19 protein-coding genes and 1 pseudogene are annotated in these 23661 nt (G+C 35.3%); 15 read left to right on the forward strand and 5 right to left on the reverse strand.

Annotation, left to right across the window (positions count from 1 at the left end):
• The 8 genes from OZP07_RS07095 (at window position 1) to OZP07_RS07130 (ending at window position 10735) form a co-directional block, all read left to right on the forward strand.
• Window positions 1–1029 carry an SDR family oxidoreductase gene (locus OZP07_RS07095; RefSeq protein WP_281637783.1) on the forward strand — a complete coding sequence of 343 codons (1029 nt, stop codon included), beginning with the start codon at window positions 1–3 and terminating at the stop codon, window positions 1027–1029.
• Window positions 1030–1614 (forward strand): Crp/Fnr family transcriptional regulator, encoded by a 585-nt coding sequence (locus OZP07_RS07100; RefSeq protein WP_281637784.1) that lies wholly within the window; start codon window positions 1030–1032, stop codon window positions 1612–1614. It begins immediately after the preceding gene.
• A 202-nt stretch (window positions 1615–1816) separates the two neighbouring features.
• Window positions 1817–2089 carry a hypothetical protein gene (locus OZP07_RS07105; RefSeq protein WP_194641069.1) on the forward strand — a complete coding sequence of 91 codons (273 nt, stop codon included), beginning with the start codon at window positions 1817–1819 and terminating at the stop codon, window positions 2087–2089.
• A gap of 106 nt (window positions 2090–2195) precedes the next feature.
• Window positions 2196–6515, forward strand: a complete 4320-nt coding sequence (locus tag OZP07_RS07110; protein ID WP_281637785.1) for a CusA/CzcA family heavy metal efflux RND transporter — start codon at window positions 2196–2198, stop codon at window positions 6513–6515.
• 10 nt (window positions 6516–6525) lie between these two features.
• The gene (locus tag OZP07_RS07115; protein WP_281637786.1) at window positions 6526–7722 is read left to right on the forward strand and encodes an efflux RND transporter periplasmic adaptor subunit; all 1197 of its coding nucleotides are present in this window, start codon (window positions 6526–6528) and stop codon (window positions 7720–7722) included.
• A 337-nt stretch (window positions 7723–8059) separates the two neighbouring features.
• Window positions 8060–8938, forward strand: coding sequence for a helix-turn-helix domain-containing protein (locus tag OZP07_RS07120; protein ID WP_281637787.1), 879 nt, complete (start codon window positions 8060–8062; stop codon window positions 8936–8938).
• Between the two features lie 92 nt (window positions 8939–9030).
• Window positions 9031–9456 (forward strand): (R)-mandelonitrile lyase, encoded by a 426-nt coding sequence (locus OZP07_RS07125; RefSeq protein WP_281637788.1) that lies wholly within the window; start codon window positions 9031–9033, stop codon window positions 9454–9456.
• Window positions 9457–9685: 229 nt separating this feature from the next.
• Window positions 9686–10735, forward strand: a complete 1050-nt coding sequence (locus OZP07_RS07130) for an alpha/beta hydrolase (protein WP_281637789.1) — start codon at window positions 9686–9688, stop codon at window positions 10733–10735.
• A 195-nt stretch (window positions 10736–10930) separates the two neighbouring features.
• Here the strand turns inward: OZP07_RS07130 and OZP07_RS07135 are convergent, their stop codons facing one another.
• The 4 genes and pseudogenes from OZP07_RS07135 to OZP07_RS07150 all read right to left on the reverse strand — a co-directional run.
• A complete protein-coding gene (locus OZP07_RS07135; RefSeq protein ID WP_194641028.1) occupies window positions 10931–11497 on the reverse strand; it encodes a YceI family protein in 567 nt (188 codons plus the stop codon).
• A gap of 47 nt (window positions 11498–11544) precedes the next feature.
• Window positions 11545–12177, reverse strand: a complete 633-nt coding sequence (locus OZP07_RS07140) for an NAD(P)H-dependent oxidoreductase (RefSeq protein WP_281637790.1) — start codon at window positions 12175–12177, stop codon at window positions 11545–11547.
• A gap of 11 nt (window positions 12178–12188) precedes the next feature.
• A complete protein-coding gene (locus OZP07_RS07145) occupies window positions 12189–12644 on the reverse strand; it encodes a MarR family winged helix-turn-helix transcriptional regulator (RefSeq protein ID WP_194641026.1) in 456 nt (151 codons plus the stop codon).
• A 210-nt stretch (window positions 12645–12854) separates the two neighbouring features.
• Window positions 12855–13172: pseudogene (locus OZP07_RS07150) on the reverse strand (SRPBCC domain-containing protein); the annotation flags it as partial.
• A gap of 340 nt (window positions 13173–13512) precedes the next feature.
• Between OZP07_RS07150 and OZP07_RS07155 the strand changes: the two are divergent.
• From OZP07_RS07155 to OZP07_RS07170, 4 genes are all read left to right on the forward strand, one after another.
• Window positions 13513–14409, forward strand: a complete 897-nt coding sequence (locus OZP07_RS07155) for an IS982 family transposase (RefSeq protein WP_281635207.1) — start codon at window positions 13513–13515, stop codon at window positions 14407–14409.
• A 251-nt stretch (window positions 14410–14660) separates the two neighbouring features.
• Complete coding sequence (dnaK, locus tag OZP07_RS07160; RefSeq protein ID WP_194641024.1) at window positions 14661–16541, forward strand: molecular chaperone DnaK; 1881 nt, start codon at window positions 14661–14663, stop codon at window positions 16539–16541.
• Window positions 16542–16647: 106 nt separating this feature from the next.
• Entirely contained in the window at window positions 16648–17769 is a 1122-nt protein-coding gene (locus OZP07_RS07165) for an AAA family ATPase (RefSeq protein ID WP_281637791.1), read from the forward strand.
• Complete coding sequence (locus OZP07_RS07170; protein ID WP_281637792.1) at window positions 17759–18211, forward strand: hypothetical protein; 453 nt, start codon at window positions 17759–17761, stop codon at window positions 18209–18211. Before OZP07_RS07165 ends, OZP07_RS07170 begins: the two co-directional genes overlap by 11 nt.
• 35 nt (window positions 18212–18246) lie before the next feature.
• Here OZP07_RS07170 and OZP07_RS07175 read toward each other — a convergent pair whose 3' ends face one another.
• Window positions 18247–18888: a carboxypeptidase-like regulatory domain-containing protein gene (locus OZP07_RS07175; RefSeq protein ID WP_194641021.1), complete on the reverse strand. Its 642-nt coding sequence runs from the start codon at window positions 18886–18888 to the stop codon at window positions 18247–18249.
• Between the two features lie 177 nt (window positions 18889–19065).
• On the opposite strand from OZP07_RS07175, the gene corA reads away from it, so the two are divergent.
• From corA to OZP07_RS07190, 3 genes are all read left to right on the forward strand, one after another.
• Window positions 19066–20136: a magnesium/cobalt transporter CorA gene (corA, locus tag OZP07_RS07180; RefSeq protein ID WP_281637793.1), complete on the forward strand. Its 1071-nt coding sequence runs from the start codon at window positions 19066–19068 to the stop codon at window positions 20134–20136.
• Window positions 20137–20252: 116 nt separating this feature from the next.
• Window positions 20253–22346 (forward strand): phosphate acetyltransferase, encoded by a 2094-nt coding sequence (pta, locus tag OZP07_RS07185; protein WP_194641019.1) that lies wholly within the window; start codon window positions 20253–20255, stop codon window positions 22344–22346.
• 76 nt (window positions 22347–22422) lie between these two features.
• On the forward strand, window positions 22423–23619 hold the full coding sequence (locus OZP07_RS07190; RefSeq protein WP_281637794.1) for an acetate/propionate family kinase: 1197 nt from the start codon (window positions 22423–22425) through the stop codon (window positions 23617–23619).
• The last annotated feature ends 42 nt before the right edge of the window (window positions 23620–23661 follow it).

The raw sequence follows: 23661 nt of genomic DNA on the forward strand, positions 1-23661 counted from the left end.
ATGAATAACAAAAGAATTTTACTCACAGGGATTACAGGATTTTTGGGTTCCCACACCGCTATTCAGCTTTTAAACAAAGGGTATGAAGTAGTAGGAACTCTGCAAAGCAAAGACCGGATAAATTCCATTCGGGAAATTATTGGCAAAAAAACGGCGAATATTGACAAACTGACTTTTGCAGTAGCGAATCTTAATGACAGTGCTATTTGGTTCGAACTGACTAAAAATATTGATTGTGTGCATCATATCGCATCGCCTTTTCCGAGAGAACTTCCCAAACACGAAAACGACTTGATTATTCCCGCAAAACAGGGAACGCTGAATGTTTTGAAAGCTGCAAGTGCCAATAATGTAAAACGGGTAGTTATGGTTTCGTCAATTGCTGCCATAGTTTATGGAAAGTCAAAAGAAGAACTGAATAAAGTTTTTGATGAAAACGACTGGACAGATGAAACCTGCAGTAATGACACTACGCCTTATTTTAAAAGTAAAGCAATTGCCGAAAAAGCGGCTTGGGAGTTTATAAGACAAAACAGCACAAATCTGGAATTGGTAACGGTTTGTCCCGGAGCTATTTTAGGGCCTGTTTTGGAAAATGATTTTGGAACATCGGCAAATATCGTCATTAAAATTTTGGACGGAAGTTCGCCGGCCCTGCCAAAAATTGGGTTTGATATCATCGATGTCCGTTCGGCAGCAGATTTGCTGATCAAAGCGATGGAAAAGCCGCAGGCTGCAGGAAACCGTTATATTGCTTCTTCGGGTTATATGACATTCAAGGAAGTGGCTATGATATTGAAAGAGCAGTATCCCGGCAAAAAAATCCCTACAGCTGAACTTCCCAATTTTGCAGCACGATTATTTTCTATCTTTGAAAAATCACTGAAACCAATCTTAATTGAATTGGGAATAAAAAGAAAAACGGAAATCACCAAAGCACAGAAAGAACTTCAGTGGCAGCCTTTGTCATCGAAAGCGGCTGTACTGGCCTGTGCAGAAAGTGTTTTTGAAAACAGAATATTAACATAAATGGAAAAATTAAAATCAGTTTTGGGTTTTGGCGGTATTCTTTCGGCTGAAGACATTGATTATATCGTATCAAATTACAAATGCAGAGCACTGAAAGCCGGAGAACATTTTCAGGAGTTTCATAAAATTTGCAATGAAATAGTTTTTATCGAAAACGGAATTGTAAGAGTGTATGCAGCTGATGAAAATGGGAACGAGGTGACTAAATATTTCGTAAGAGAGAATCAGTTTTTTGTCGATTTAGAAAGTTATTATACTGCAAAACCTTCTACAGACGCTTTTCAGGCGATGACGGATTGTGAAACCTATACCATTTCCAAATCGGTTCTTGAAAAACTGTGTGATGAGGTTCCTAATCTGTTTATTTTTATAAAAAGCCTGACCGAAACTGCTTTGCTCAATAAAATCAAGGACAATGATTTTTTGAATTTTGGCGATGCAAAAACAAAATATCTTGAATTTGTCAGGCGTTATCCCATATTGGCACGGCAGGTATCGCAGCAGTATATTGCCTCCTATTTGAAAATCACGCCGCAGTCACTAAGCCGGTTGCGGAAAGAACTTGTAAAGGGAAACAATCGGTAATTCTGATCTATATCATAATTATTTTGAACTATAAACTTCTTAAGAAATTAAGGAGTTTTTTAATGGTAATAACTTCAAAAATTAAATTTCATTTTAGATTCATTCCAAATAATTTTTTTAGGATAAAAATAAAAATCCTATTTTTACAATCGTGAAACTTACAAGCATCATATTATCACTCATTTTTCTATTGCTTTCATGCATGCCCTGTGCAGATATGGGAGCAGATGGTTCTGCACATTCGAAATCCGGATTAGTTACAGCTGACAATCATTCCCACACTGCAGGAAATGATTTATGTTCTCCGTTTTGCGTTTGCAGCTGCTGCGGTTCACAAATGACCGATTATCCAAAATTTACAGTTATTGATTTCCCTATTGCTTTCAAAAGCATTAAAAAACAATTACCTGCTTACAAATCCATTTTTGCTTCCAATTTCTACGGAAGTATCTGGCAGCCGCCACAATTAGTATAATGATGCCCATCCCGATAGATATTGGGATTCGGGTTAGAAAGCTGTGCTTTGGCACGAATAAAGGCAGCTAATATACTGCCTATTTCTAATTCATTATACATTTTAAATGTTAGACAAGATTATACAATTTAGCATAAAGAACAAGTTTGTTATACTGCTCTTTACCCTCGTGCTTTTGGCATGGGGCAGTTATTCCATCAAGCAGTTACCGCTTGATGCTTTACCTGATATTACCAATAATCAGGTGCAGATTATTACCACGGCACCTACACTTGCCAGTCAGGAAGTGGAACAGTTAATTACCTATCCGTTGGAACAGGTCGTAAAAACCATTCCGAAAGTAATAGAACTGCGGAGTATTTCGCGCTTTGGGCTTTCGGTTGTAACAGTTGTTTTCAAAGAAGACGCAGACATTTATTGGTCAAGAGAGCAGATTTTTCAAAGAATAAAAGCGGCGGAGGAAAATATTCCAAAGTATGCTGGTTCACCGGAATTAGCACCAATATCTACAGGACTTGGCGAGATATTTCAATATGATGTCTATGCCAAAAAGGGTTATGAAGACAAGTACGATGCCGTAAAACTCCGAACCATTCAGGACTGGATTATCATTCCACAGTTACAGGGTGTTGAAGGTGTCGCCGATGTAGGAAGCTGGGGCGGAAAACTAAAACAATACGAAATAGCCGTTGACCCTAACATGCTCAACAGTCTGGGAGTAACTATTACAGAGATTTTTGATGCTTTAGAAAAAAACAATCAAAATACGGGCGGGGCTTATATCGAAAAAGATGAGTACGCCTATTTCATTCGCGGAGTCGGAATGGCATCAGGAATCACCGATCTGCAGAATGTGGTAATCAAAAACAGAAACGGCGCGCCGGTGTTGGTTCGTGATGTGGCCACTGTGCGCGAAGGAATTGCACTGCGTTACGGAGCATCGACAAAAGATGGTAAAGGCGAAATTGTCTGCGGATTGGTATTAATGCTGAAAGGCGAAAACTCCAGTGCTGTTGTTAAAAGAGTTAAAGAAAGAATGGAGCAGATCAACAAATCCTTACCCGAAGGAGTTGTTGCCGAGCCATTCATTGACAGAGGAAAACTAGTCAATAACGCCATCGGGACGGTGACCAAAAACTTAGTTGAAGGAGCTTTAATCGTAATCTTCGTTCTGATATTATTTCTCGGAAATCTTCGGGCCGGATTGATCGTTGCTTCGGTAATTCCGCTGTCGATGCTTTTTGCTGTTATCCTTATGAATTATTTTGGCGTAAGCGGGAATCTAATGAGTTTAGGAGCGATTGATTTCGGAATCATAGTCGATGGTGCCGTAATTATTGTAGAAGCTACAATGCATCATTTGGCAAAAATCAAGAGAAAGAACGAACTGACTCAGGAAGAAATGGACAGCGAAGTCTATTTATCAGCTTCCAAAATCAGGAACAGTGCGGCCTTTGGAGAAATCATTATCTTGATTGTATATCTGCCAATTTTGGCACTGGTGGGAACAGAAGGGAAAATGTTTCAGCCAATGGCTCTGACCGTTGGATTTGCCATTATTGGAGCTTTCGTTTTGTCATTGACTTATGTGCCAATGATGACTTCTTTGTTTTTATCCAAAAAAACAGAACACAAAACCAATTTCAGTGACCGAATGATGAAGTGGTTCGAAAGTAAGTATACCCCGATTCTGAATAAAGCGTTGGGAATGAAAAAAACGGTTCTATTTGTTTCAATAGGTTTGTTCGCTGTCGCCTTATTTACTTTCCAGAATATTGGAGGCGAATTTATACCGACGATTGAAGAAGGTGATCTGGCTTTTGAAACCAGAATAATGACCGGAAGTTCGTTAACGTCAATGATAAAAACGACGACCGAATGTGAAAAAATATTAAAGGCAAAATTCCCGGAAATAAAAACTATTGTGACAAAAATAGGAAGCGGTGAAATCCCAACCGATCCTATGCCTATTGAAAATGGGGATATTATTATTGTTCTAAAAGACAAAAGCGAATGGAGCAATTATGAAAACTGGGAAGAAATTGGAGAAGCAATGAAAAAGGAGATTCAGGATAATTTACCTTTTGTCAATATTGAAGTTTCCCAGCCTATCCAGATGCGTTTCAATGAACTGATGACGGGAAGCCGAAGCGATATTGCGATTAAAATCTTCGGAGACGATCTGGAAGTTTTAGACACCAAAGCCAAAGAAATAATTTCAAAAATAAAAAAAATTGAAGGTATCGGTGATTTAAAAGCGGACAAAGTAACCGGTTTACCGCAAATAACTGTCAAATACAATTATCATAAAATCGCTTTGTACGGATTGAACATCAGTGATATCAATCAGATTATCCGCTCGTCATTTGCAGGAGAAAGTGCCGGCAGGATATATGAAGAAAGCAAACGTTTTGACATTGTAGTCCGGCTGAATCAGGACAATCGTACGGATATTTCGGATGTTAGTAACTTGTTTATTCCATTGCCAAACGGACAGCAGATTCCGCTTTCACAGGTGGCGACAATCAGTTACGAGCAGGGTCCGGTTCAGGTAGCCCGTGAAGACGGAAAACGACGAATCACCGTCGGCTTAAACGTTCGCGGACGCGATATCAAAAGTGTTGTAGAAGAAATTCAGGAGAAACTAGAAAACAACTTTAAGCTTCCTGTCGGTTATTATGTGACGTATGGCGGGCAGTTTGAAAATCTTATCGAGGCCAATAAAAGGCTTTCGGTAGCACTTCCTATCGCATTAGGATTAATTATGGTTTTGCTGTATTTCACTTTTAACAGTATCAAGCAGTCCTTATTGATTTTTACGGCCATTCCGCTTTCGGCTATTGGTGGTGTCTTTGCGCTTTGGTTACGTGGAATGCCGTTTAGTATTTCGGCAGGAATTGGTTTTATTGCGTTGTTTGGTATTGCAGTTTTAAACGGAATCGTACTGATTTCTTATTTCAATCAGCTTAAATCGGAAGGTATTACCGATCCGCTGCAGCGCGTTTTAATCGGAACCAAAACGCGATTGCGTCCCGTTTTAATGACGGCAGCCGTGGCTTCTTTAGGATTTATGCCAATGGCGTTATCCAACAGCGGCGGTGCCGAAGTACAAAAACCTCTGGCAACCGTGGTTATCGGCGGACTGATTTCAGCAGCATTGCTTACGCTGATTGTATTACCGATACTTTATCTTTTATTTGAACGTGGAATTAAAAGAAAAAACAAAATGAAAACTCCAATAATTACAGTAATTATTTTATTGATAAGCGCTTTTTCTTTTGCCCAAAATACCCAGACGGTAACTTTGGAGCAGGCAGTTTCATTGGCAAAAAACAATAATGCCACTTTGAAAATAGCTGATAAGGAAATCGAAAAGCAGAACGCTTTGAAGAAAACCGCTTTTCAGCCGGATCCTCTGCAGATTCAGTATCAGGGAGGGCAGTTCAACAGTGCTGCTTATGATCATAATGTATCGGTACAGCAGTATTTCCCTATTGGAAAAATAACGAAAGCCAACAGACAGCTGCAGGAAGAACTCGCAAAATTGGCCGAAAAAAATAAAGCGATATCCGAATATGAAATTGAAAAAGCGGTGACTCTGGCCTATTATCAATATTTATACGGCATTGAACTGCAAAAACTGAACAACGAACTGAATACGATTTATACCAAATTTCTTAAGAATGCAGAACTGCGTTTCAAGACTGGGGAAAGCGGTAATATCGAAGTCATCAGTGCCAAAGCCAAAGTGAAGGAAATCGAAACTATCAAAGCACAGATTGAGTATGATTTGGTTATTTACCAAAAGCAATTGCAGTATTTTGTGCAGAGTGAAAATGTTGTTATTCCCGACGCAGCTTCTTCATTACAGTACAAAAAGGCAATAAAAACAGAAGCTTCTGCAGCAGAAAATCTAGTAGACGATTATTATTCGCAGCAGATTTTGGTCAGCCAAAAAGAAACAGATGTTTTTAAGGCACAGAAAATGCCTAAACTTGGATTGGGTTATTTTGCTCAAACTATTGATACCAAATCATTGTTTCAGGGATTTACGGCGGGTTTGCAGATTCCGCTTTTTGGAGGTGTAAATTCGGCCAGAGCCAAAGCATCTGAAATCAGTGTTTTGCAGTCACAAATGGAACTCGATCGAAATAAAGCAGCGCTAAAACTGAAAAAAGAAGAACTGCAGAATGAGTTTGACAAACAGCAAAAGACACTGCAGTATTATCAAAAAGAAGGTTTGGAATACGCAGACCAGATTATCAATACAGCGCAAAAAAGCTATGCTAATGGCGATATGAGTTATTGGTCGTACATCAGTTTTCTGAATCAGGCGATTGACATCAAAAAGCAAAATGCCGAAGCGGTTAATTTGTACAATCAAAGTGCTATCGAACTGCAATTCCCATCCATTCCTAACAATTAATATATTCATTATGAAAAATATAATAATCAATAAAATATTTCTGCTCTCCATTTCTTTTTTTCTTCTGGTTTCCTGCGGTCAAAAGAAAACAGAAGAAGAACATGAAGAAGAACAATCCGAAACGGAAGTTGCATTAACCAAAAAACAAGTCGAAACCATCGGGATTGAAACAGGCAGTCTTGAAATGAAAAATCTCAATACCGTCATCAAAGCCAATGGTTATACGGCCGTTCCGCCACAAAACCGAGCAGATGTTTCGACACTGATTGGCGGTGTGGTAAAAGATATTTTTGTTTTGGAAGGAACCTATGTCACCAAAGGTAAAACACTGGCAACCCTTCAAAATCTGGAAGTTTCCGGAATGCAGGAAGAATATCAGTCGGCAGCAGCAAATATTGAATACTTGGAGCAGGAATTCATACGTCAAAAAACACTGAGCGAAGAAAATGTCAATCCGCGAAAAACGTTTCAGGAAGTAAAATCAAAACTTGCTTCTGAAAAAGCCAAAGCACAGGCGGCCAAAAATAAACTGCAGGCACTGAATGTAAATCCGAAAGGCAGTACGTCTTTGGTTCCAATTGTCGCTCCAATCAGCGGTTATGTGGGTAAAATCAGCATCACCAAAGGCGCATTTGCAGACACTGGGATCACGCTTTTTGAAGTGGTCGACAACAGCCAGATGCACCTTGATCTGAATGTATTTGAAAAGGATTTGGGCAAAATCTCCATCGGTCAGGAAGTCGATTTTATATTGACGAATCAATCGAATAAATCCATCAAAGGAAAAATATTTGGCATCAATAAATCATTTTCCAATGAAAGTAAGACAGTTGATGTACACGCTAAAATCAATCCGGGTAATACTAAAGATTTGATTCCTGGAATGTATGTGGCAGCGAACATCAATATTTCGAACCAGACTGTTCCTGCACTGCCTAAAGATGCAGTTGTAAAAAACGGAGATAAGTATTTCATCTACATTCAGGAAGACCAGCACGAAGAAGTTTCTAAAAAGGAAGGTAATCGCAAAGAAGAAGCTCATAATGAAATTCATTTCAAAGCAGTTGAAGTTGCTGTAGGAACAACCGATTTGGGCTATACCGAAGTAAAACTGATTGAAGAAATTTCATCTGATGCTAAAATCGTAGTTAAAGGTGCTTATTATTTATTGGCACAATCAAAAGGCAGCGGCGAACACGCAGATTAAAAACTAGAAAAGATAATGGAAGGCATAAAATATTCGTGTCTTCCATGTATTTTCACATACAGCTCTCATGATTTTATTTACAACCTGAGTTCGATTATTAATACGCTGATTTTATTGATGTTTATAATCCTGCAAGGTTTTTTTAGCCTTGTAGGTATTGCTATTAATAAGTTATACCTACAAGGTCATGAAAAAGACCTTGCAGGATGAATCGAAAAGAATATAAGTTGCTGATTGTCTGTTTTATAGCTATAAAATATTAATCGAACTCAGGTTTACATAAAGTCTGTAAAAAATCATTGTCATTAAAGTAGTTTGAATTTCTTAACTTTGCAGAATGAAAGACAATAAAACACGAATAGTTTCCGAGTTTAACAATCAGTTAAAACTGAAAGGTTTTAAAGCATTTCAGATTGAAGATGACAGCGAAGCCACACGAAACTACAGCAGAAAAGACTTCTTTAAAATATGCCTGACAACCGGCAAAAGCAAAATTCATTATTCAGATAAAACTTTTGAACAAGACGGGACTATTTTATTCTTTGGAAATCCGCATATTCCCTATTCGTGGGAAACGCTGACTACCGAATATATTGGTTATACCTGTCTGTTTTCAGAGGATTTTTTAAAACAGATTGACCGCTCGGAAAGTCTGCACCAATCCGCATTTTTTAAAATTGACGGAACGCCGGTATTAAAAATTTCCGAAGAGCAGCGTTTGTTTCTCAATACTATTTTTCAAAAAATGATCGATGAACAAAAAAGCAGCTATGTTTTTAAGGATGAACTCATTCGCAGCTACATCAGCTTGATCATACACGAAGCTTTAAAGTTACAGCCTTCGGAAAATTACAATCAAAATAAAAATGCATCTTCCAGAATAACAGCTGTTTTCCTCGAATTGTTAGAGAGACAATTTCCTGTCGAAACCAGCGAAAATCCGTTGCAGCTAAAAACCGCGCAGGACTATGCACAAAATCTGAATGTGCATGTCAATTATCTGAATCGTGTGGTCAAAGAAGTTACCGGAAAGTCCACTACGACCCATATCACCGAAAGAATTGTGGCAGAAGCAAAAGCTCTGTTACAGCATACCGATTGGAATATCGCAGAGATAGCCTACGCCCTAGGCTTTGAATATCCTACTTACTTCAATAATTTCTTCAAAAAAATAACGGGTACAAATCCAAAATCAATTCGCGAAGTGATGGTTTGATTATCTTAATTTTTGGTTTGATAATCTTTAGCCCGCCCGTAATTTCCCGACATACCTTTGCCTTAGATTATAAAACCAAAAATCGATAAAAAATGAAAACAGATAATAACGAATCCATTTTTCCAAAAGGAGAAAAATTACCCGGTGATTGGTTCTCCGGAAATGCCTTTTTATCGCCATTGATAAGTAAGGACAAAAACAACAATTTTTCTGCCGGAGCAGTAACTTTTGAACCTAACGCAAGAACAGTCTGGCATACGCACCCAAAAGGTCAGGTATTGCTCGTCATTGAAGGCACTGGATTGTATCAGGAAAAAGGAAAATCGGCGCAATTTATCAAAAAAGGCGATGTCATAAACATTCCCGAAAACACCGAACATTGGCACGGAGCAACAGCAGCGACTAAAATGGTTCACATCGCCATCACCAATTTTAAAGATGAAAAGCAAGTAACCTGGCTTCAGCCCGTATCAGATGATGATTTTGCAGAAGCAAACACAGCGGCATCTGAAAAATAATTAAAAACAGTCCAATTTGTTAGTTTAAGTACAGTCGGGAACTCTTAGTATATCCCGACTACGCCGATAATGGCATGTTTTGACATCCCAATATCCGCAGACTTGTGTCATTACCCCTGTGTGGGAATAACAATGTTGGGTGTACTTGCTGAGTGAAATATTGGTGCTGGCTATGATTGGACTATTTTGAATTCACTTTTGGCATAAAAATCATTAAATTTTACTATCAATGAAAAAGATATTTCTAATGGCAATGATGTTCTTGATAATCGGACAATCTTTTGCACAAAATAAAAAAACGAAAACAAATTCAAAAAAAATGAACACAACAGAACATTATACTTTTCAGTTAAGCGAAAAAGTAACAAGAACAGCAGTAACGTTTAAAACTCGTTACGGTATTACACTTTCAGGCGATTTATATCTGCCTAAAAACTCTGAAAACATACAGTTGCCAGCATTGGCAATAAGTGGTCCTTTTGGCGCGGTAAAAGAGCAGTCATCAGGTTTATATGCAAATCAAATGGCGGAAAGAGGTTTTGCAGTTGTAACATTTGATCCTTCCTATACGGGCGAAAGCGGAGGCGAGCCACGTAATATCGCATCACCAGACATCAACACCGAAGATTTTAGCGCTGCTGTCGATTTTCTGGGACTCCAAAAAAATGTAGACAGAAATAAAATTGGCATCATCGGAATTTGCGGTTTTGGCGGTTTTGCGTTAAATGCTGCAATTGTTGACAAGCGTGTCAAAGCAGTTGCCACTACCAGTATGTATGATATGTCGAGAGTGCTTGCCAAAGGCTATTACGATAAAATGACCGCAGAAGAACGTACAAAAGCATTTGAAAAAATGAGTTTTCAGCGCTGGACCGATGCCGAAAATGGTACGCCGGCTTTTCCTGCAGTACATCTGCCAGCAAAATTAAACGGTGATGAACCACAATTTATAAAAGAGTATTTCGACTATTACAAAACATCAAGAGGCTACCACGAACGTTCATTAAACTCCAACAAAGGCTGGACAATTACCAATGCTCTGTCTTTTATGAATATGCCGCTGCTGACATACATCAAAGAAATTTCTCCGCGTCCGATGCTTTTAATTGCGGGTGAAAATGCACACTCCCGTTATTTCAGTGAAGATGTCTATAAAATGGCATCCGAACCCAAGGAACTAATGATAATTCCTAATGCAGTTCACGTAGATTTGTATGATAAAGCGGATATTATTCCATTTGATAAATTAGACACTTTCTTTAAAACAAATCTGAAGTGATAAAAACTTTTTTAATGGTTACATATACAACTAATGCTGTATATCAACATTGAAATTTTAATTCAAAAACAAAAGCCTGCAAATTGAATGATCTGCAGGCTTTTGTCTTGGCTAAACTTAAAATAGTACTGCCTAATATAAACAAGAAGAGGCTGCCTAAAAAGACAGCCTCCGCTTCAGTATTGAATTCTAAAATTAAAAGTTCAAGTTTACTGTTAATTCAAATTCATCATAGATAGCTTTGTCTCCAATGCTTTCGAAGAATGATTTAGAATTGTATTTAATGTCATATTTAGTACGGTCTACATTGAAAGCAGTAGTTGCAGTGTTTCCTTTTACAGTGATGTCAAAAGTAACTGGTTTAGTGATTCCTTTTATTGTTAAATCAGCATTTACAGTGTAAACATCTTTTCCTTTTGGAGCGATAGTTTTGAAAACTAAAGTTGAAGTTGGGAATTTATCAGTTCCAAAAAAGTCATCAGCTTTTAAGTGACCGTTTAATTTTCCTTGGTATTCACCTGTAAGATCTGTAGCTGTCAATGAAGTCATGTCAACTGTGAAAGATCCTCCTGATAATACATTTTTCTTGAATACTAGAGCACCGCTTTTGAATCCTACAGTTCCTGAGTGCTGACCTGTTACTTTTTTTCCAACCCAGTTGATGTTACTTTTTGCTGCATCAATTTTTTTAGTTTGTGCAGTTACTGCTACAGTAGATAATGCTACTACGAATGCTAAGGCGATAGTTTTTAAATTTTTCATGTTTTAATTGTTTAAAATGATTGAATTCGAATTAGTAATTATTGTTATTATAAAGTGATAAATAATTCTTCTTGTGATTTTCTAACTTTTTTGTAGAATTGAGTAGCGTCTTCCTCATGACGGTAGCCAATAGTTGCGATAAGCGAAGCATTTAAATTTAGTTTGTCTAAGCCTAATATTTCGTTTACCTGTGCAGGTACAAAACCTTCCATTGGAGTTACGTCAATTTTTAGCTCGGCAGCAGCGTTTAGTAAGTTGCCTAATGCTAAATACGTTTGTTTTGATGTCCAGATGTTTTTAAGTGATGGTTCCAAAGTAGAAATTTTAGATTTCATAAATTCCCCATATCCAGCCAATGCTTCAAGAGGAGTCTCTCTTTCAACACTGATGGCATTCAAAAACTCATCAATTGCTTCATCACCAATGTTTGTGTCATTTGCAAAAATGAATAAATGTGAAGCATCTACTATTTGTGTCTGTCCCCAAGCTGCTGGCTGGAGCTGCGCTCTTAATTCAGGATTTTCTACGATGATTACTTTATAAGGCTGTAATCCGTATGAAGAAGAACTCAATCGAATTGCTTCTTTTAATGTGTTTAAATCCTCTGCTGATACTTTTTTTGTTGCATCAAATTTCTTTGTTGCGTATCTCCAATTCTGATTATTCAAAAAATTGCTCATATTTATTTGTTTTATTTAGTTCGGTATTTTTCTAGTAAGCTGTTCAGCTGTTCTAATTCTTCTGTGTTTAAATTTTTAGCAAAAAACTCTTCGTGTTCCTGTACTTTTGGATCTAATTCGGCCAATAAATCAAGACCTTTTTGAGTAATCAGAACTTCAATTTTTCTTCGGTTATCTGGGCATACGTTGCGGGTAACCAAATCTTTCAATAATAATTTATCTACTAATCTCGTTGTATTGCTTGTTTTGGCGAGCATTCGTTCCTGTATAATGCACATATTGGCAGGGCATCCTTTTTGCCCTCTTAATATTCGTAATACATTGAATTGTTCTCCTGATATGTCATAAGGTTTTATGATATCATTAAAGCGTTCTGTAATTACGTTTACAGTATACATTATATTCAAAACAATTTGTTTTGCTTTACTGTATTCAACCGTGCTTTTTAATTCATCTTCAATCTTCATGGCTTCATATCTTATTTGTTGATACAAATGTAACATTATTTATATTTGTATATACAAATGTTTGAGTTAATTTTTTGTTAAGAAAATACAATGAAATCTTTTTGGAATAATTAAAATGCAGTAATAATAAGGGGAGAAGCTAGTGAAAACAAGGGTTGTGGTGTCTTTTTGAAAAAATAAAAATACAATTTTAGAGAAAAGATGTTTTAGTTATCTGGTTTCCTGAGCCATTATTTTTAATTCATTTTCAAGTCTGTCAAAGTTCTCTTCGTTTTTATCGACCACAAAAGGCTTTAATTTATTGCATTCTTCTGCAGAATTAAAAAGCATTTTAAAAACAATTTTTGTTTTTTCGCTAGATACTTCTTCAAACGCTGCCAATATTTGGAACAGTGGTTTGGAATGACGCTTCCATGCTATTAATGAAGGTACTTCAATTTTAATAAATTCACATTCATTAGGGTAGTTTCCCTTGTCAGGGCCATGCATGATGAAACTCCATTTTCCGCCTACACGGAAATCAAATTCATTAAAAGCATTTGTAAACCCAGCTGGTCCCCACCATTTTTTTAAATGCTCAGGTTCTGTTCAGGCACGAAAAACAAGTTCTCTCGATGTATTTACAATTCTGGAACTGACTATTTCACTGTCTGGAGTTGTTGTTAGGATTTCTGTTGTCATTTGCCGCTGTTTATAGTTATTACGTCAGTTAAATTAGATTGTATCAAATCGGTCATTAAGCTGACACAATTTTTTTTAATGATAACCTGAACTCGATTAATAATTTTGGTTGAAAATTTTGTAGAAAAAGGTAAAATTTAGTATATTTAAATTTCTGACAATTAAATATTTAACTAAACTCTACCTTATGATTTGTTTTGATAAAATTACAGATATTTTTTCTATTGTTGATGAATTTTGCAAAGATTTTGATAAAACCACACAGTCTTTTCTGCTAGGAAAACCTTCCAAACGTCCTTCGATTATGTCAAAATCAGAAGTAATTACAATTTATTTACTTTTTCATTTGAGTGGTTTTCGCTGTTTCAAGCATTATTACATTTTTTATGTCCAAAAGCATATGCAAAATGAATTTCCTAATACAGTTTCTTATAATCGCTTTTTAGAACTAATGCAAAGTGTTCTTTTGCCAATGACAATTTTTGCCAAAACCTGTTGCTTAGGCAATTGCACAGGCATTTCGTTTGTAGACTCAACACCAATTAGAGTTTGTAAAAACAAACGAATCAGTAGAAACAAAGTTTTTAAAGGTATTGCCACTACAGGGAAATCTACAATGGGCTGGTTTCATGGGTTTAAACTCCACATCATCATTAATGACAAAGGAGAATTGTTAAGTTTTGCTGTAACTCAAGCCAACGTAGATGATAGAGAGCCACTGAAAAATGAGGGCTTTTTGAATGCTATTTTCGGAAAACTATTTGGTGATAAAGGATATATAAGCGAGAAACTCTCTCAATTATTATTTGTTGATGGAATCCAATTAATTACAAGTATTCGAAATAATATGAAAAATAGTTTGATGGAAATGAGTGATAAAATTTTACTCCGTAAACGTTCAATAATAGAAACGGTTAACGATGAACTTAAAAATATTTGCCAAGTTGAACATTCTAGACATCGTTCATTTACCAACTTTTTGTCAAATCTTATCGCTGGAATAATTGCTTATAATTTTCTGCCTAAAAAACCTTCTTTGAAATACGAAACGATTAAAACTAACCAATTGGCTGTATTTTATTAATCGAGTTCAGGTTGATACTAAGTTATAAAATAAGTGATGATTTTGCTAAAGCCAGTTTGTTTTTCGAATTAGTATTGGTTTTATTGAACTGACGGGGTAAATAAATCTCAAAATGTCAGTTTGTCATACTGTTTTATGCCAAATTTATTATAAACTGACAATTTACTTTGTTTTTTATAATGGCACAGTGATTGCTTTTGAGTCTTCGAGTTATGAAACTAAGTATATAATAAAAATTAAATATATTAAAAATGGGTAAAATAATCGGAATTGATTTAGGTACTACAAACTCTTGTGTTTCTGTAATGGAAGGTAATGAAGCAGTTGTTATCCCTAACGCGGAAGGAAAAAGAACTACACCATCTATCATCGCTTTTGTTGAAGGTGGAGAAATTAAAGTGGGAGATCCTGCTAAAAGACAAGCAGTAACTAATCCAACTAAGACTATTGCTTCTGTTAAACGTTTTATGGGACATACTTTTGCTGAAATCACTGAAGAAGCAAAAAGAGTACCTTATTCTGTAGTGAAAGGTGACAACAATACACCACGTGTTGATATTGACGGCCGTTTATACACTGCACAGGAATTGTCAGCAATGACTCTTCAAAAAATGAAAAAAACTGCTGAAGACTATTTAGGTCAAACTGTAACTGAAGCGGTTATTACTGTTCCTGCTTACTTTAACGATGCACAGCGTCAGGCTACAAAAGAAGCTGGTGAAATCGCTGGTCTTAAAGTTATGCGTATCATCAATGAGCCAACTGCAGCTGCACTTGCTTATGGATTGGACAAAAAAGGAACTGATCAAAAAATTGCTGTTTACGATTTGGGTGGAGGTACTTTTGATATCTCTGTTCTTGAATTAGGAGACGGTGTATTCGAAGTATTGTCAACTGACGGTGATACTCACTTAGGAGGTGATGATTTTGACCACGAAATCATTGACTGGTTAGCTGACGAATTTAAAGCTGAAGAAGGTATCGATTTGCGTCTTGACCCAATGTCATTACAGCGTATCAAAGAAGCTGCTGAGAAAGCAAAAATTGAATTGTCTTCTGGTGCTGAAACTGAAATCAACTTACCATACGTAACAGCTACTGCTTCTGGACCAAAACACTTAGTGAAAAAATTATCAAGAGCTAAATTTGAGCAATTGACAGATTCATTAGTAAAACGTTCTATGGCACCAGTTGCTAAAGCGTTGAAAAATGCTGGTTTATCTGTTTCTGATATCGACGAAGTTATCTTGGTTGGTGGTTCTACACGTATCCCAAAAATCGTTGAAGAGGTTGAGAAATTCTTCGGTAAAAAAGCATCTAAAGGTGTTAACCCTGATGAAGTTGTTGCAATTGGAGCAGCTATTCAAGGTGGAGTTCTTTCTGGAGATGTAAAAGATGTATTGTTGCTTGACGTTACTCCATTATCTTTAGGAATCGAAACTATGGGTGGTGTAATGACTGTTCTTATCGAAGCTAACACTACTATCCCAACTAAAAAATCTCAGGTATTCTCTACTGCTTCTGATTCTCAGCCATCTGTTGAGCTTCACGTATTACAGGGAGCTAGAGCAATGGCTGCTGATAACAAAACTATCGGTCGTTTCCACTTAGACGGTATCCCGCCAGCACCAAGAGGAGTTCCTCAAATCGAAGTTGCTTTTGATATCGATGCTAATGGTATCATCAAAGTAACTGCTACTGACAAAGGAACTGGTAAATCTCACGATATCCGTATCGAGGCTTCTTCTGGATTAACTGCTGAAGAAATCGAAAGAATGAAACAAGATGCTGAAGCTAACGCTGAGTCTGATAAATTAGCTAAAGAAAGAGCTGAAAAATTGAATGAAGCTGATAGTACTATTTTCCAAACTGAAAGTCAATTGAAAGAATTGGGAGATAAAATTTCAGACCAAAACAAAACAGCTATCGAGTACGCTTTAACAGAATTGAGAATGGCTCACCAATCTCAAGATCTTGAGGCTATCCAAAAAGGATTAGACAATGTGAACGCAGCTTGGAAAACAGCTACTGAAGCAATGTATGCTCAAGGAGAACAAGGTCAGGCTGCTGAGCCACAAGCACAGTCGCAAGGTGACAATGTTGAAGACGTTGAATTCGAAGAAGTAAAATAATCTTTTTTAGATAAAAGAGAATAGACTTTTAGATTATAGATAAAAACCGAGCTAAAAATGGCTCGGTTTTTTGTTTATATTTACATTGTAATTAGAAAAACAAAAGATGGAAAAGTTAATAGTTAAAAATTTTGGACCAATAAAAGAAGCTGAAATAGATTTGACTAAATATGTTGTGTTTATTGGAGATACTTCTACTGGAAAAAGTGTTTTGGCGAAGTTGATTTCTATTTTTAGGGATTTTTCTAATCTATTAAAAAATAAGTACGAGAAAGCGAATTATGAAAAAGACTTAGATTTAAATAATCAATTAAATAACTATAATATTGATTTTGATATTGATGATTCTTTTTTTGAATATTCTAATCCTGAATTGTTAGTAGTAATTGAAAAGAAGAAAATATTAAATATTAGAAATGATTTCGAAAAAAATAATTCATCTAATAAAGATTTCTTTAAAGATTTTCCAGATGAGGAAATAAAAAATGTTTTTGCACAAATTTATAATTTCAGAAGTACAGTTTATTTTCCTCCCGAAAGAATGTTAATTTCTTCAGTGGAGTCTTCAATTTATGGTTTATTGGCTAACAATGTTGCGCTCCCTATCTGTTTTAAGAATTTTGCAGCAAGGTATCAGTTCGCAAAAAATGAAAAACAAAATATGTTATTTGAAGATTTTGGTTTTGGTTATGCTAATGTAAACAATGAAGTTTTAATATATAATCTAACAGGTGAATTTCAATTAAATAAAGCTTCGAGTGGAATTCAGTCACTATTACCGCTTCTTTTGGTCTTGAAGTATGAATTAAGGTTAGAAGTTTTAAAACCAGAATTAAATTTTTTAGTAGAGGAGCCAGAGTTAAATTTGTTTCCGATAAAGCAAAAAAAACTAATTGATTATTTGATACAAAATATAAATAATACAAAACATAAATTAATAATTACAACTCATAGCCCTTATGTTCTTTCAGCGTTAGATACTTTGATGTTAGCAAAAAATACTTTTAATGAGCATAAAGAACTAAAAGATGATATAAGTAAAATAGTTTATGAAGGAAGATGGATAGATTACAATGATATTTCAGTTTATGAAGTTCGAAATGATGGAAAAGTGTATTCCATCAAAAATGAAGAATTTCGTAGTATTGATACAAATGCAATTGACAGGGTTTCGGATATTATTTCGGAAGAGTTTGATAAACTAACAGAGTTACGATATGCACATTAATTTTGATGAGTTGATTGCAGCACTTCAAGATTGTTGTTCAAGAAGTAAAATAGCATCTGAGAATGGAATGAAATTCGAGATTGATTCACGTGAAGTTTTTACGCGAATTAAGATTGATAATTGTTTAATCGCTTCGCAACAAGTTCAGAAGTGTGACTTTGGATTTGTAAGGCATTCAAATGATGAGTTTTACTTTGTTGAATTAAAAGGTAAAAATATTGAAACTGCGGTTGATCAAATTATTAGTACTATTAAAATTTTTGATTCTGATTTGATTAAAATTCCACAAGGGAAAAGATTTGGATTTATTGTTAGTTCACGAAATCCTTTGTCAGATCAGAAAATTCGAAATTTAAAACAAGACTTCGCAAAAAAATATGGTCATTTTTTAGTTATAAAAAATAAATATTGTCCATATGTTCCAAAAAAACTGAGCCAGTAATTGCTCGGTTTTTTTGTTAATATGACCAGCTAAGCTTAATCCTCTTTCATTATGACAATTTCTCCCAGCATCATTAAAGTTGGTTTTATTGTGATAGTAATTTCAGGATTATTTTTAATCTTAAATTCTACAGTATTATAACCAATATAAGAGAATATTAAAACATCTCCTTTTTTTGCACTTATTGAAAATTTTCCATCGAAGTCAGTTTGTGTTATAATTTTGGTTCCTTTAACCATAACATTTGCTCCTGGTATTGGATTTTTATTTTCGTCATAAACAATTCCATGATACATTGATTTTTCTTTAGCTTCAATGACTGTAGTGGAATCATCCAATTGTTTTTTGTCTGTTTGTTCTGTTTTAATAGATTCTTGTGCCTTTGCGGTTTGGCTTCCTAATCCTAAGAAAGCAATTATTGACGCGGTTGCCAACATCCAAATTGAACTTTTTTCTTTTGGAATGAAGATAGTGTGATTAAGTTGACTGCTTGTAAATCGGCCGCATATTTTCGAATTTTGATTATAATAGTTCAATATTTCCCTGTCGGAAGCAGTAGTAAAGTCAATAACATCCTTTTGGCAGGAAGCACAAAATTTTCCTTTTTGTGAAGATGTCATTTCGTTCCAATTTTCTTTACAGGGTTTTGGAATGGAAATATTAATTTTATTAGCCATACTTTTTTGGTGTAATTTTATTCAAATGATCAATCTTATAAAAATAACTATTTTTTGTAAATGAAATCATTTTTAAATAAACTTGGGGAAATAGTTTTGTTATTTTAATGAATGATTGGTTAGTAAAATAATTCTCATTTTAAAAGATTTTTGTAATATTACTATACAAATTATTTTATGAGAAAAATCAAATACAAGAAAGGAAAACGACTGCAGCCATATAATCTTGAATATACTGGTTTACATAGAAACAAAGAAATCGAAATGCAGTTGTTCGTTTACAACGATTGTTCCGTGGATGAATATGAGAATGGTACTATTGCTAATTTGGAAAAGCATATTGATTTAACTAAAATAAATTGGTTAAATATTCACGGATTGAGTGATGTTGATCTGCTTAAAGATGTAGCTGCTTATTTCAAAATTGACAATTTTATGCTGGCAGATATTTTGAATACCAGTAAAAGAACCAAACTGGAAGAAGAGAAAGATGTTTTGTTTTTTAATATCAAATCGATGTTACCTTCGGAAAGCTCTGATGATATAAGGGTTGAACAAATTAGTTTCTTGTTAAAAAAAGGAATTTTGATTTCATTTCAAGAGAAGAGAAGCGATTTTTTTACACATATACGCGAACGCATTCGAACCAATTCTGGAATTGTGCGTACTAAGAAAGCTGATTATCTATTGTATATTCTGCTGGATGCCATTATTGGGAATTTCTATATAACAATTGAAGCGGAAGAGGATAAAATTGAAGATCTAATTAATTGTACTAAAAATAGTGCAGATCCTGTCATTTTAGAAAAAATTGAAAAGCATAGGGATAATTTTAATTTCTTAAAAAGGTCTATTATACCGCTCAGGGATTCTTTGTATGATATTAAAAGCATCAAAGAGGATAATGTCTTTGATGAAATTGAATCGGATAATTTTAGTTTTTTTACCCGTCTACATCAAAAATGTTTAGAACTTTTGGAGCAGATCGAATCGGATATGGGGTCATTGGAAAGTGCGTCCAATTTCTTTTTTGCAGCACAGGCTCACAAGATGAATGAAATCATGAAAACACTAACTGTTATTTCAGTTGTATTCATTCCGCTTACTTTTATTGTAGGAGTATATGGAATGAATTTTGAAAATATGCCCGAATTGCGGGAACCAAACGGTTATTATTTTGTAATCGGTTTTATGGTTTTGACAGTAGCCGGAATGGTTTTTTATTTTAAAAAAAGGAATTGGTTTTAATCCTATAAGATAAATAACTTTATTATTTAAACCTGATTTTGGTCATATTTAGAAGGAAATTAAAGATATAATTTTGCATAAGTGTTTAAAAGAATAAAAATTTTAAAAGGGTGAACATGAAAAAAGCTATATATATCGCAACGATTGAAGAAAATTGCGGTAAAACAATAATTACCTTGGGGTTATTGAGAATGCTGTTGGGGAAAACTGCAAAAGTGGGTTATTTCAGACCAGTTATTGAAGATTATGAAGAAGGAAAAAAAGATACGCATATCGAGATGGTTATATCCTATTTCGATTTGGATATTCAATATGAAGATGCTTATGCTATCACAAAAAGTAAATTAATCAAGAAAAAAAATAACGGGAAATTAGGTGATGTTGTTGATTTAATTATTGAAAAATATAAAAAACTCGAAGACCGTTTTGATTTTATTTTAGTCGAAGGAACCAGTTTTACAGGCGAAGGGACAGTTATTGAGCTGGACATGAATGTGCTGATTGCTAAAAATCTTGGTGTCCCAACTATTATTGTAGGTTCGGGAAAAGGAAAAACTCTGGAGGAATTAGTTGATAATTTGAATTTAGCTTATAATTCATTTAAAATAAAAGAAGTTGAAGTTTTGGCAGTTATTGCCAATAAAGTACAGCCTCAGAATTTAGAATTGGTTTCAACGGCACTGCAGAAAAGTTTACCGCCCTCAGTTCTTATCAATTCCATCCCATTAATTGGCAGTTTGAGCAATCCTACAATACAGGAAATTGTTGAAGCATTGGATGCCAAAGTATTGTTTGGTCAAGAGTATTTAAACAATCAGATTGGTAATTATAGTATTGGAGCGATGCAGTTACGTAATTACTTGCTGCATCTAAAAGAGAATGCACTTGTTATCGTTCCGGGAGACAGAGCCGATATTATTCTTGGAGCATTGCAGGCAAATGAATCCGCTAATTACCCTACAGTTTCGGGGATTGTTCTGACAGGAAATATAATACCCGAAGACAGTATTTTGAAATTGATAGAAGGTCTTTCATCTATAGTGCCAATTATAACAGTAGAAAGAGGTACTTATCATATTGCCAATGAAATAGGGAATATTAAGCCAAAGATTTATGCTAAAAATATTCAAAAAATAGAAACTTCGATAAATACATTTGACAAATATGTTGATTTAGATACGTTAATCGATAAATTTAATGCTTTCAAATCAGAAGGAATGACACCAAAAATGTTCCAATACAACATGGTGAAAAGAGCCAAAGCACATAGAAAGCATATCGTTCTGCCTGAAGGAAGTGATGAAAGAATTATTATTGCCGCTTCTCGTCTGTTAGCAATGGATGTTGTTGATATTTCTATTATTGGAAATAAAAAACAAATAGAAAGTAAAGTGGCAGAATTAGGTTTAGATTTTGACTTTACCAAAGTACCAATTATCAATCCAATCGAGTCTGAAAATTATGATGATTATGTAAATACGTATTATGAATTGCGTAAAGCCAAAAACGTTACCCTTGGAATGGCTAGGGACTTAATGGAAGATGTTTCCTATTTTGGAACCATGATGGTGTACAAAGGACATGCAGACGGAATGGTTTCGGGTGCTGCACATACGACACAGCATACCATCTTACCAGCGTTACAGTTTATTAAAACCAAACCAAATTCTTCGGTAGTATCATCAGTATTTTTCATGTGTCTGGAAGACCGCGTTTCTGTTTTTGGAGACTGCGCAATCAATCCAAATCCTACTGCTGAACAATTAGCTGAAATTGCTATTTCATCTGCAGATTCAAGTATCGGTTTTGGAATAGAGCCAAAAATAGCAATGCTGTCTTATTCATCTGGTTCATCAGGAAAAGGGGATGAAGTAGAAAAAGTAAGAACTGCGACAGAGATTGTAAAACAAAAACGTCCAGATCTAAAAATTGAAGGACCAATACAATATGATGCAGCAGTCGATTTGGAAGTAGGACAAAGCAAAATGCCAAATTCTGAAGTAGCAGGTCACGCCAGTGTATTGATTTTTCCTGATTTGAATACAGGAAACAATACTTACAAAGCCGTACAGAGAGAAACTGGAGCATTGGCAATCGGTCCAATGCTGCAAGGGTTAAATAAGCCGGTAAATGATTTGAGCCGTGGCTGTACCATTGATGATATCATAAATACAGTTGTTATAACAGCTATTCAGGCACAGGGATTGTAAATAAAAGTTTAATCGTTTAAATCGTTTAATCGATTAAACAAATAAACGATTAACCGTTAACCATTAAAATATAAACATGAAAGTAGTAATAATAAACTCAGGGAGTTCTTCTATAAAATATCAATTAATTGAAATGCCAGCCGGCGAAGTAATCTGCTCTGGAATGATTGACAGAATTGGTTTGGAAACTTCTAATTTTAGTTATGTAACCAAAGCTGATAAAGTAGAAGAAATTCTGCCAATCCCTAATCATAAAATTGGACTTAATAAAATAGCTCAATTGCTTATGGATGACGAAAAAGGAGTTATAAAAAGTACAAAAGAGATTGAAGCAGTAGGACACAGAGTGGTGCATGGCGGCAGTTCTTTTTCGAATACAGCCTTGATTACACCAGAAGTTAAGGAAGAAATAAAAAATTTATGTGACATAGCTCCGTTGCACAATCCTGCGCATTTACAAGGAATCATTGTTGCTGAGGAAATTTTTGCCGAAGCCAGACAAATAGCTGTTTTTGATACTGCTTTTCATCAGACAATGCCTGAGATTGCCTATAAATATGCTATTCCTTCGCATTTTTTAAAAGAGAACAAAATCAGAGCTTATGGCTTTCATGGAACATCGCACAAGTATGTGTCTGAAAAAGCAATAGAATACCTAAAAGCAGCAAATAAAGCGCACCAAAATATAATTACAGTGCATTTGGGTAACGGGTGCAGTATTACTGCTGTGAAAGACGGGAAATGTATTGATACTTCCATGGGCTTTACTCCAATCAGCGGATTGATTATGGGAACCCGAAGCGGTGATATCGATTCATCGGTTTTATTTTATATGATGAAAGCGCTCAATTATACTGTAGATGAAGTTAGTACTTTATTGCAAAAACAAAGCGGTATGCTTGGTTTGACAGGATACAGCGATTTAAGAGATATTGAATCGAATGCTGAGCAGGGAAATAAAGACTGTCAGCTGGCATTGGCAATGAACGCGTATCGAATCAAAAAATATATTGGTTCCTATACAGCGGCTTTGAATGGCTTGGATGCCATTGTTTTTACTGCAGGAATCGGTGAAAATTCTGCAAATATGAGAAAGCTGGTTTGTACCGATATGGAATTTTTTGGCATTGAATTGGATGTTGACAAAAATGAAATCCGTTCCAAAGATATCCGAGAAATCAATTTGCCGCAATCGAAAGCTAAAGTTTTGGTTATACCTACTGATGAGGAAATTGAAATTGCCAATCAGGTTTATAAATTACTGCAGAATTAAAAAAATAATAGTAAAGGTTCAAAAAGCTTCTGTATTCAGAGG

The organism is Flavobacterium marginilacus (genome assembly GCF_026870155.1).
Lineage (GTDB): Bacteria > Bacteroidota > Bacteroidia > Flavobacteriales > Flavobacteriaceae > Flavobacterium > Flavobacterium marginilacus.

Excerpts from the sequence above, each read along its gene's own strand:
- pta (WP_194641019.1), top strand. The coding sequence starts at position 20,253 with ATGAAAAAAGCTATATATATCGCAACGATTGAAGAAAATTGCGGTAAA.
- OZP07_RS07170 (WP_281637792.1), top strand. The coding sequence starts at position 17,759 with ATGCACATTAATTTTGATGAGTTGATTGCAGCACTTCAAGATTGTTGT.
- OZP07_RS07145 (WP_194641026.1), bottom strand. The coding sequence starts at position 12,644 with ATGAAGATTGAAGATGAATTAAAAAGCACGGTTGAATACAGTAAAGCA.
- OZP07_RS07190 (WP_281637794.1), top strand. The coding sequence starts at position 22,423 with ATGAAAGTAGTAATAATAAACTCAGGGAGTTCTTCTATAAAATATCAA.
- OZP07_RS07115 (WP_281637786.1), top strand. The coding sequence starts at position 6,526 with ATGAAAAATATAATAATCAATAAAATATTTCTGCTCTCCATTTCTTTT.
- OZP07_RS07175 (WP_194641021.1), bottom strand. The coding sequence starts at position 18,888 with ATGGCTAATAAAATTAATATTTCCATTCCAAAACCCTGTAAAGAAAAT.
- OZP07_RS07125 (WP_281637788.1), top strand. The coding sequence starts at position 9,031 with ATGAAAACAGATAATAACGAATCCATTTTTCCAAAAGGAGAAAAATTA.
- OZP07_RS07110 (WP_281637785.1), top strand. The coding sequence starts at position 2,196 with ATGTTAGACAAGATTATACAATTTAGCATAAAGAACAAGTTTGTTATA.
- corA (WP_281637793.1), top strand. The coding sequence starts at position 19,066 with ATGAGAAAAATCAAATACAAGAAAGGAAAACGACTGCAGCCATATAAT.
- OZP07_RS07120 (WP_281637787.1), top strand. The coding sequence starts at position 8,060 with ATGAAAGACAATAAAACACGAATAGTTTCCGAGTTTAACAATCAGTTA.
- OZP07_RS07165 (WP_281637791.1), top strand. The coding sequence starts at position 16,648 with ATGGAAAAGTTAATAGTTAAAAATTTTGGACCAATAAAAGAAGCTGAA.
- OZP07_RS07100 (WP_281637784.1), top strand. The coding sequence starts at position 1,030 with ATGGAAAAATTAAAATCAGTTTTGGGTTTTGGCGGTATTCTTTCGGCT.
- OZP07_RS07140 (WP_281637790.1), bottom strand. The coding sequence starts at position 12,177 with ATGAGCAATTTTTTGAATAATCAGAATTGGAGATACGCAACAAAGAAA.
- OZP07_RS07155 (WP_281635207.1), top strand. The coding sequence starts at position 13,513 with ATGATTTGTTTTGATAAAATTACAGATATTTTTTCTATTGTTGATGAA.
- OZP07_RS07135 (WP_194641028.1), bottom strand. The coding sequence starts at position 11,497 with ATGAAAAATTTAAAAACTATCGCCTTAGCATTCGTAGTAGCATTATCT.
- OZP07_RS07095 (WP_281637783.1), top strand. The coding sequence starts at position 1 with ATGAATAACAAAAGAATTTTACTCACAGGGATTACAGGATTTTTGGGT.
- OZP07_RS07130 (WP_281637789.1), top strand. The coding sequence starts at position 9,686 with ATGAAAAAGATATTTCTAATGGCAATGATGTTCTTGATAATCGGACAA.
- OZP07_RS07105 (WP_194641069.1), top strand. The coding sequence starts at position 1,817 with ATGCCCTGTGCAGATATGGGAGCAGATGGTTCTGCACATTCGAAATCC.
- dnaK (WP_194641024.1), top strand. The coding sequence starts at position 14,661 with ATGGGTAAAATAATCGGAATTGATTTAGGTACTACAAACTCTTGTGTT.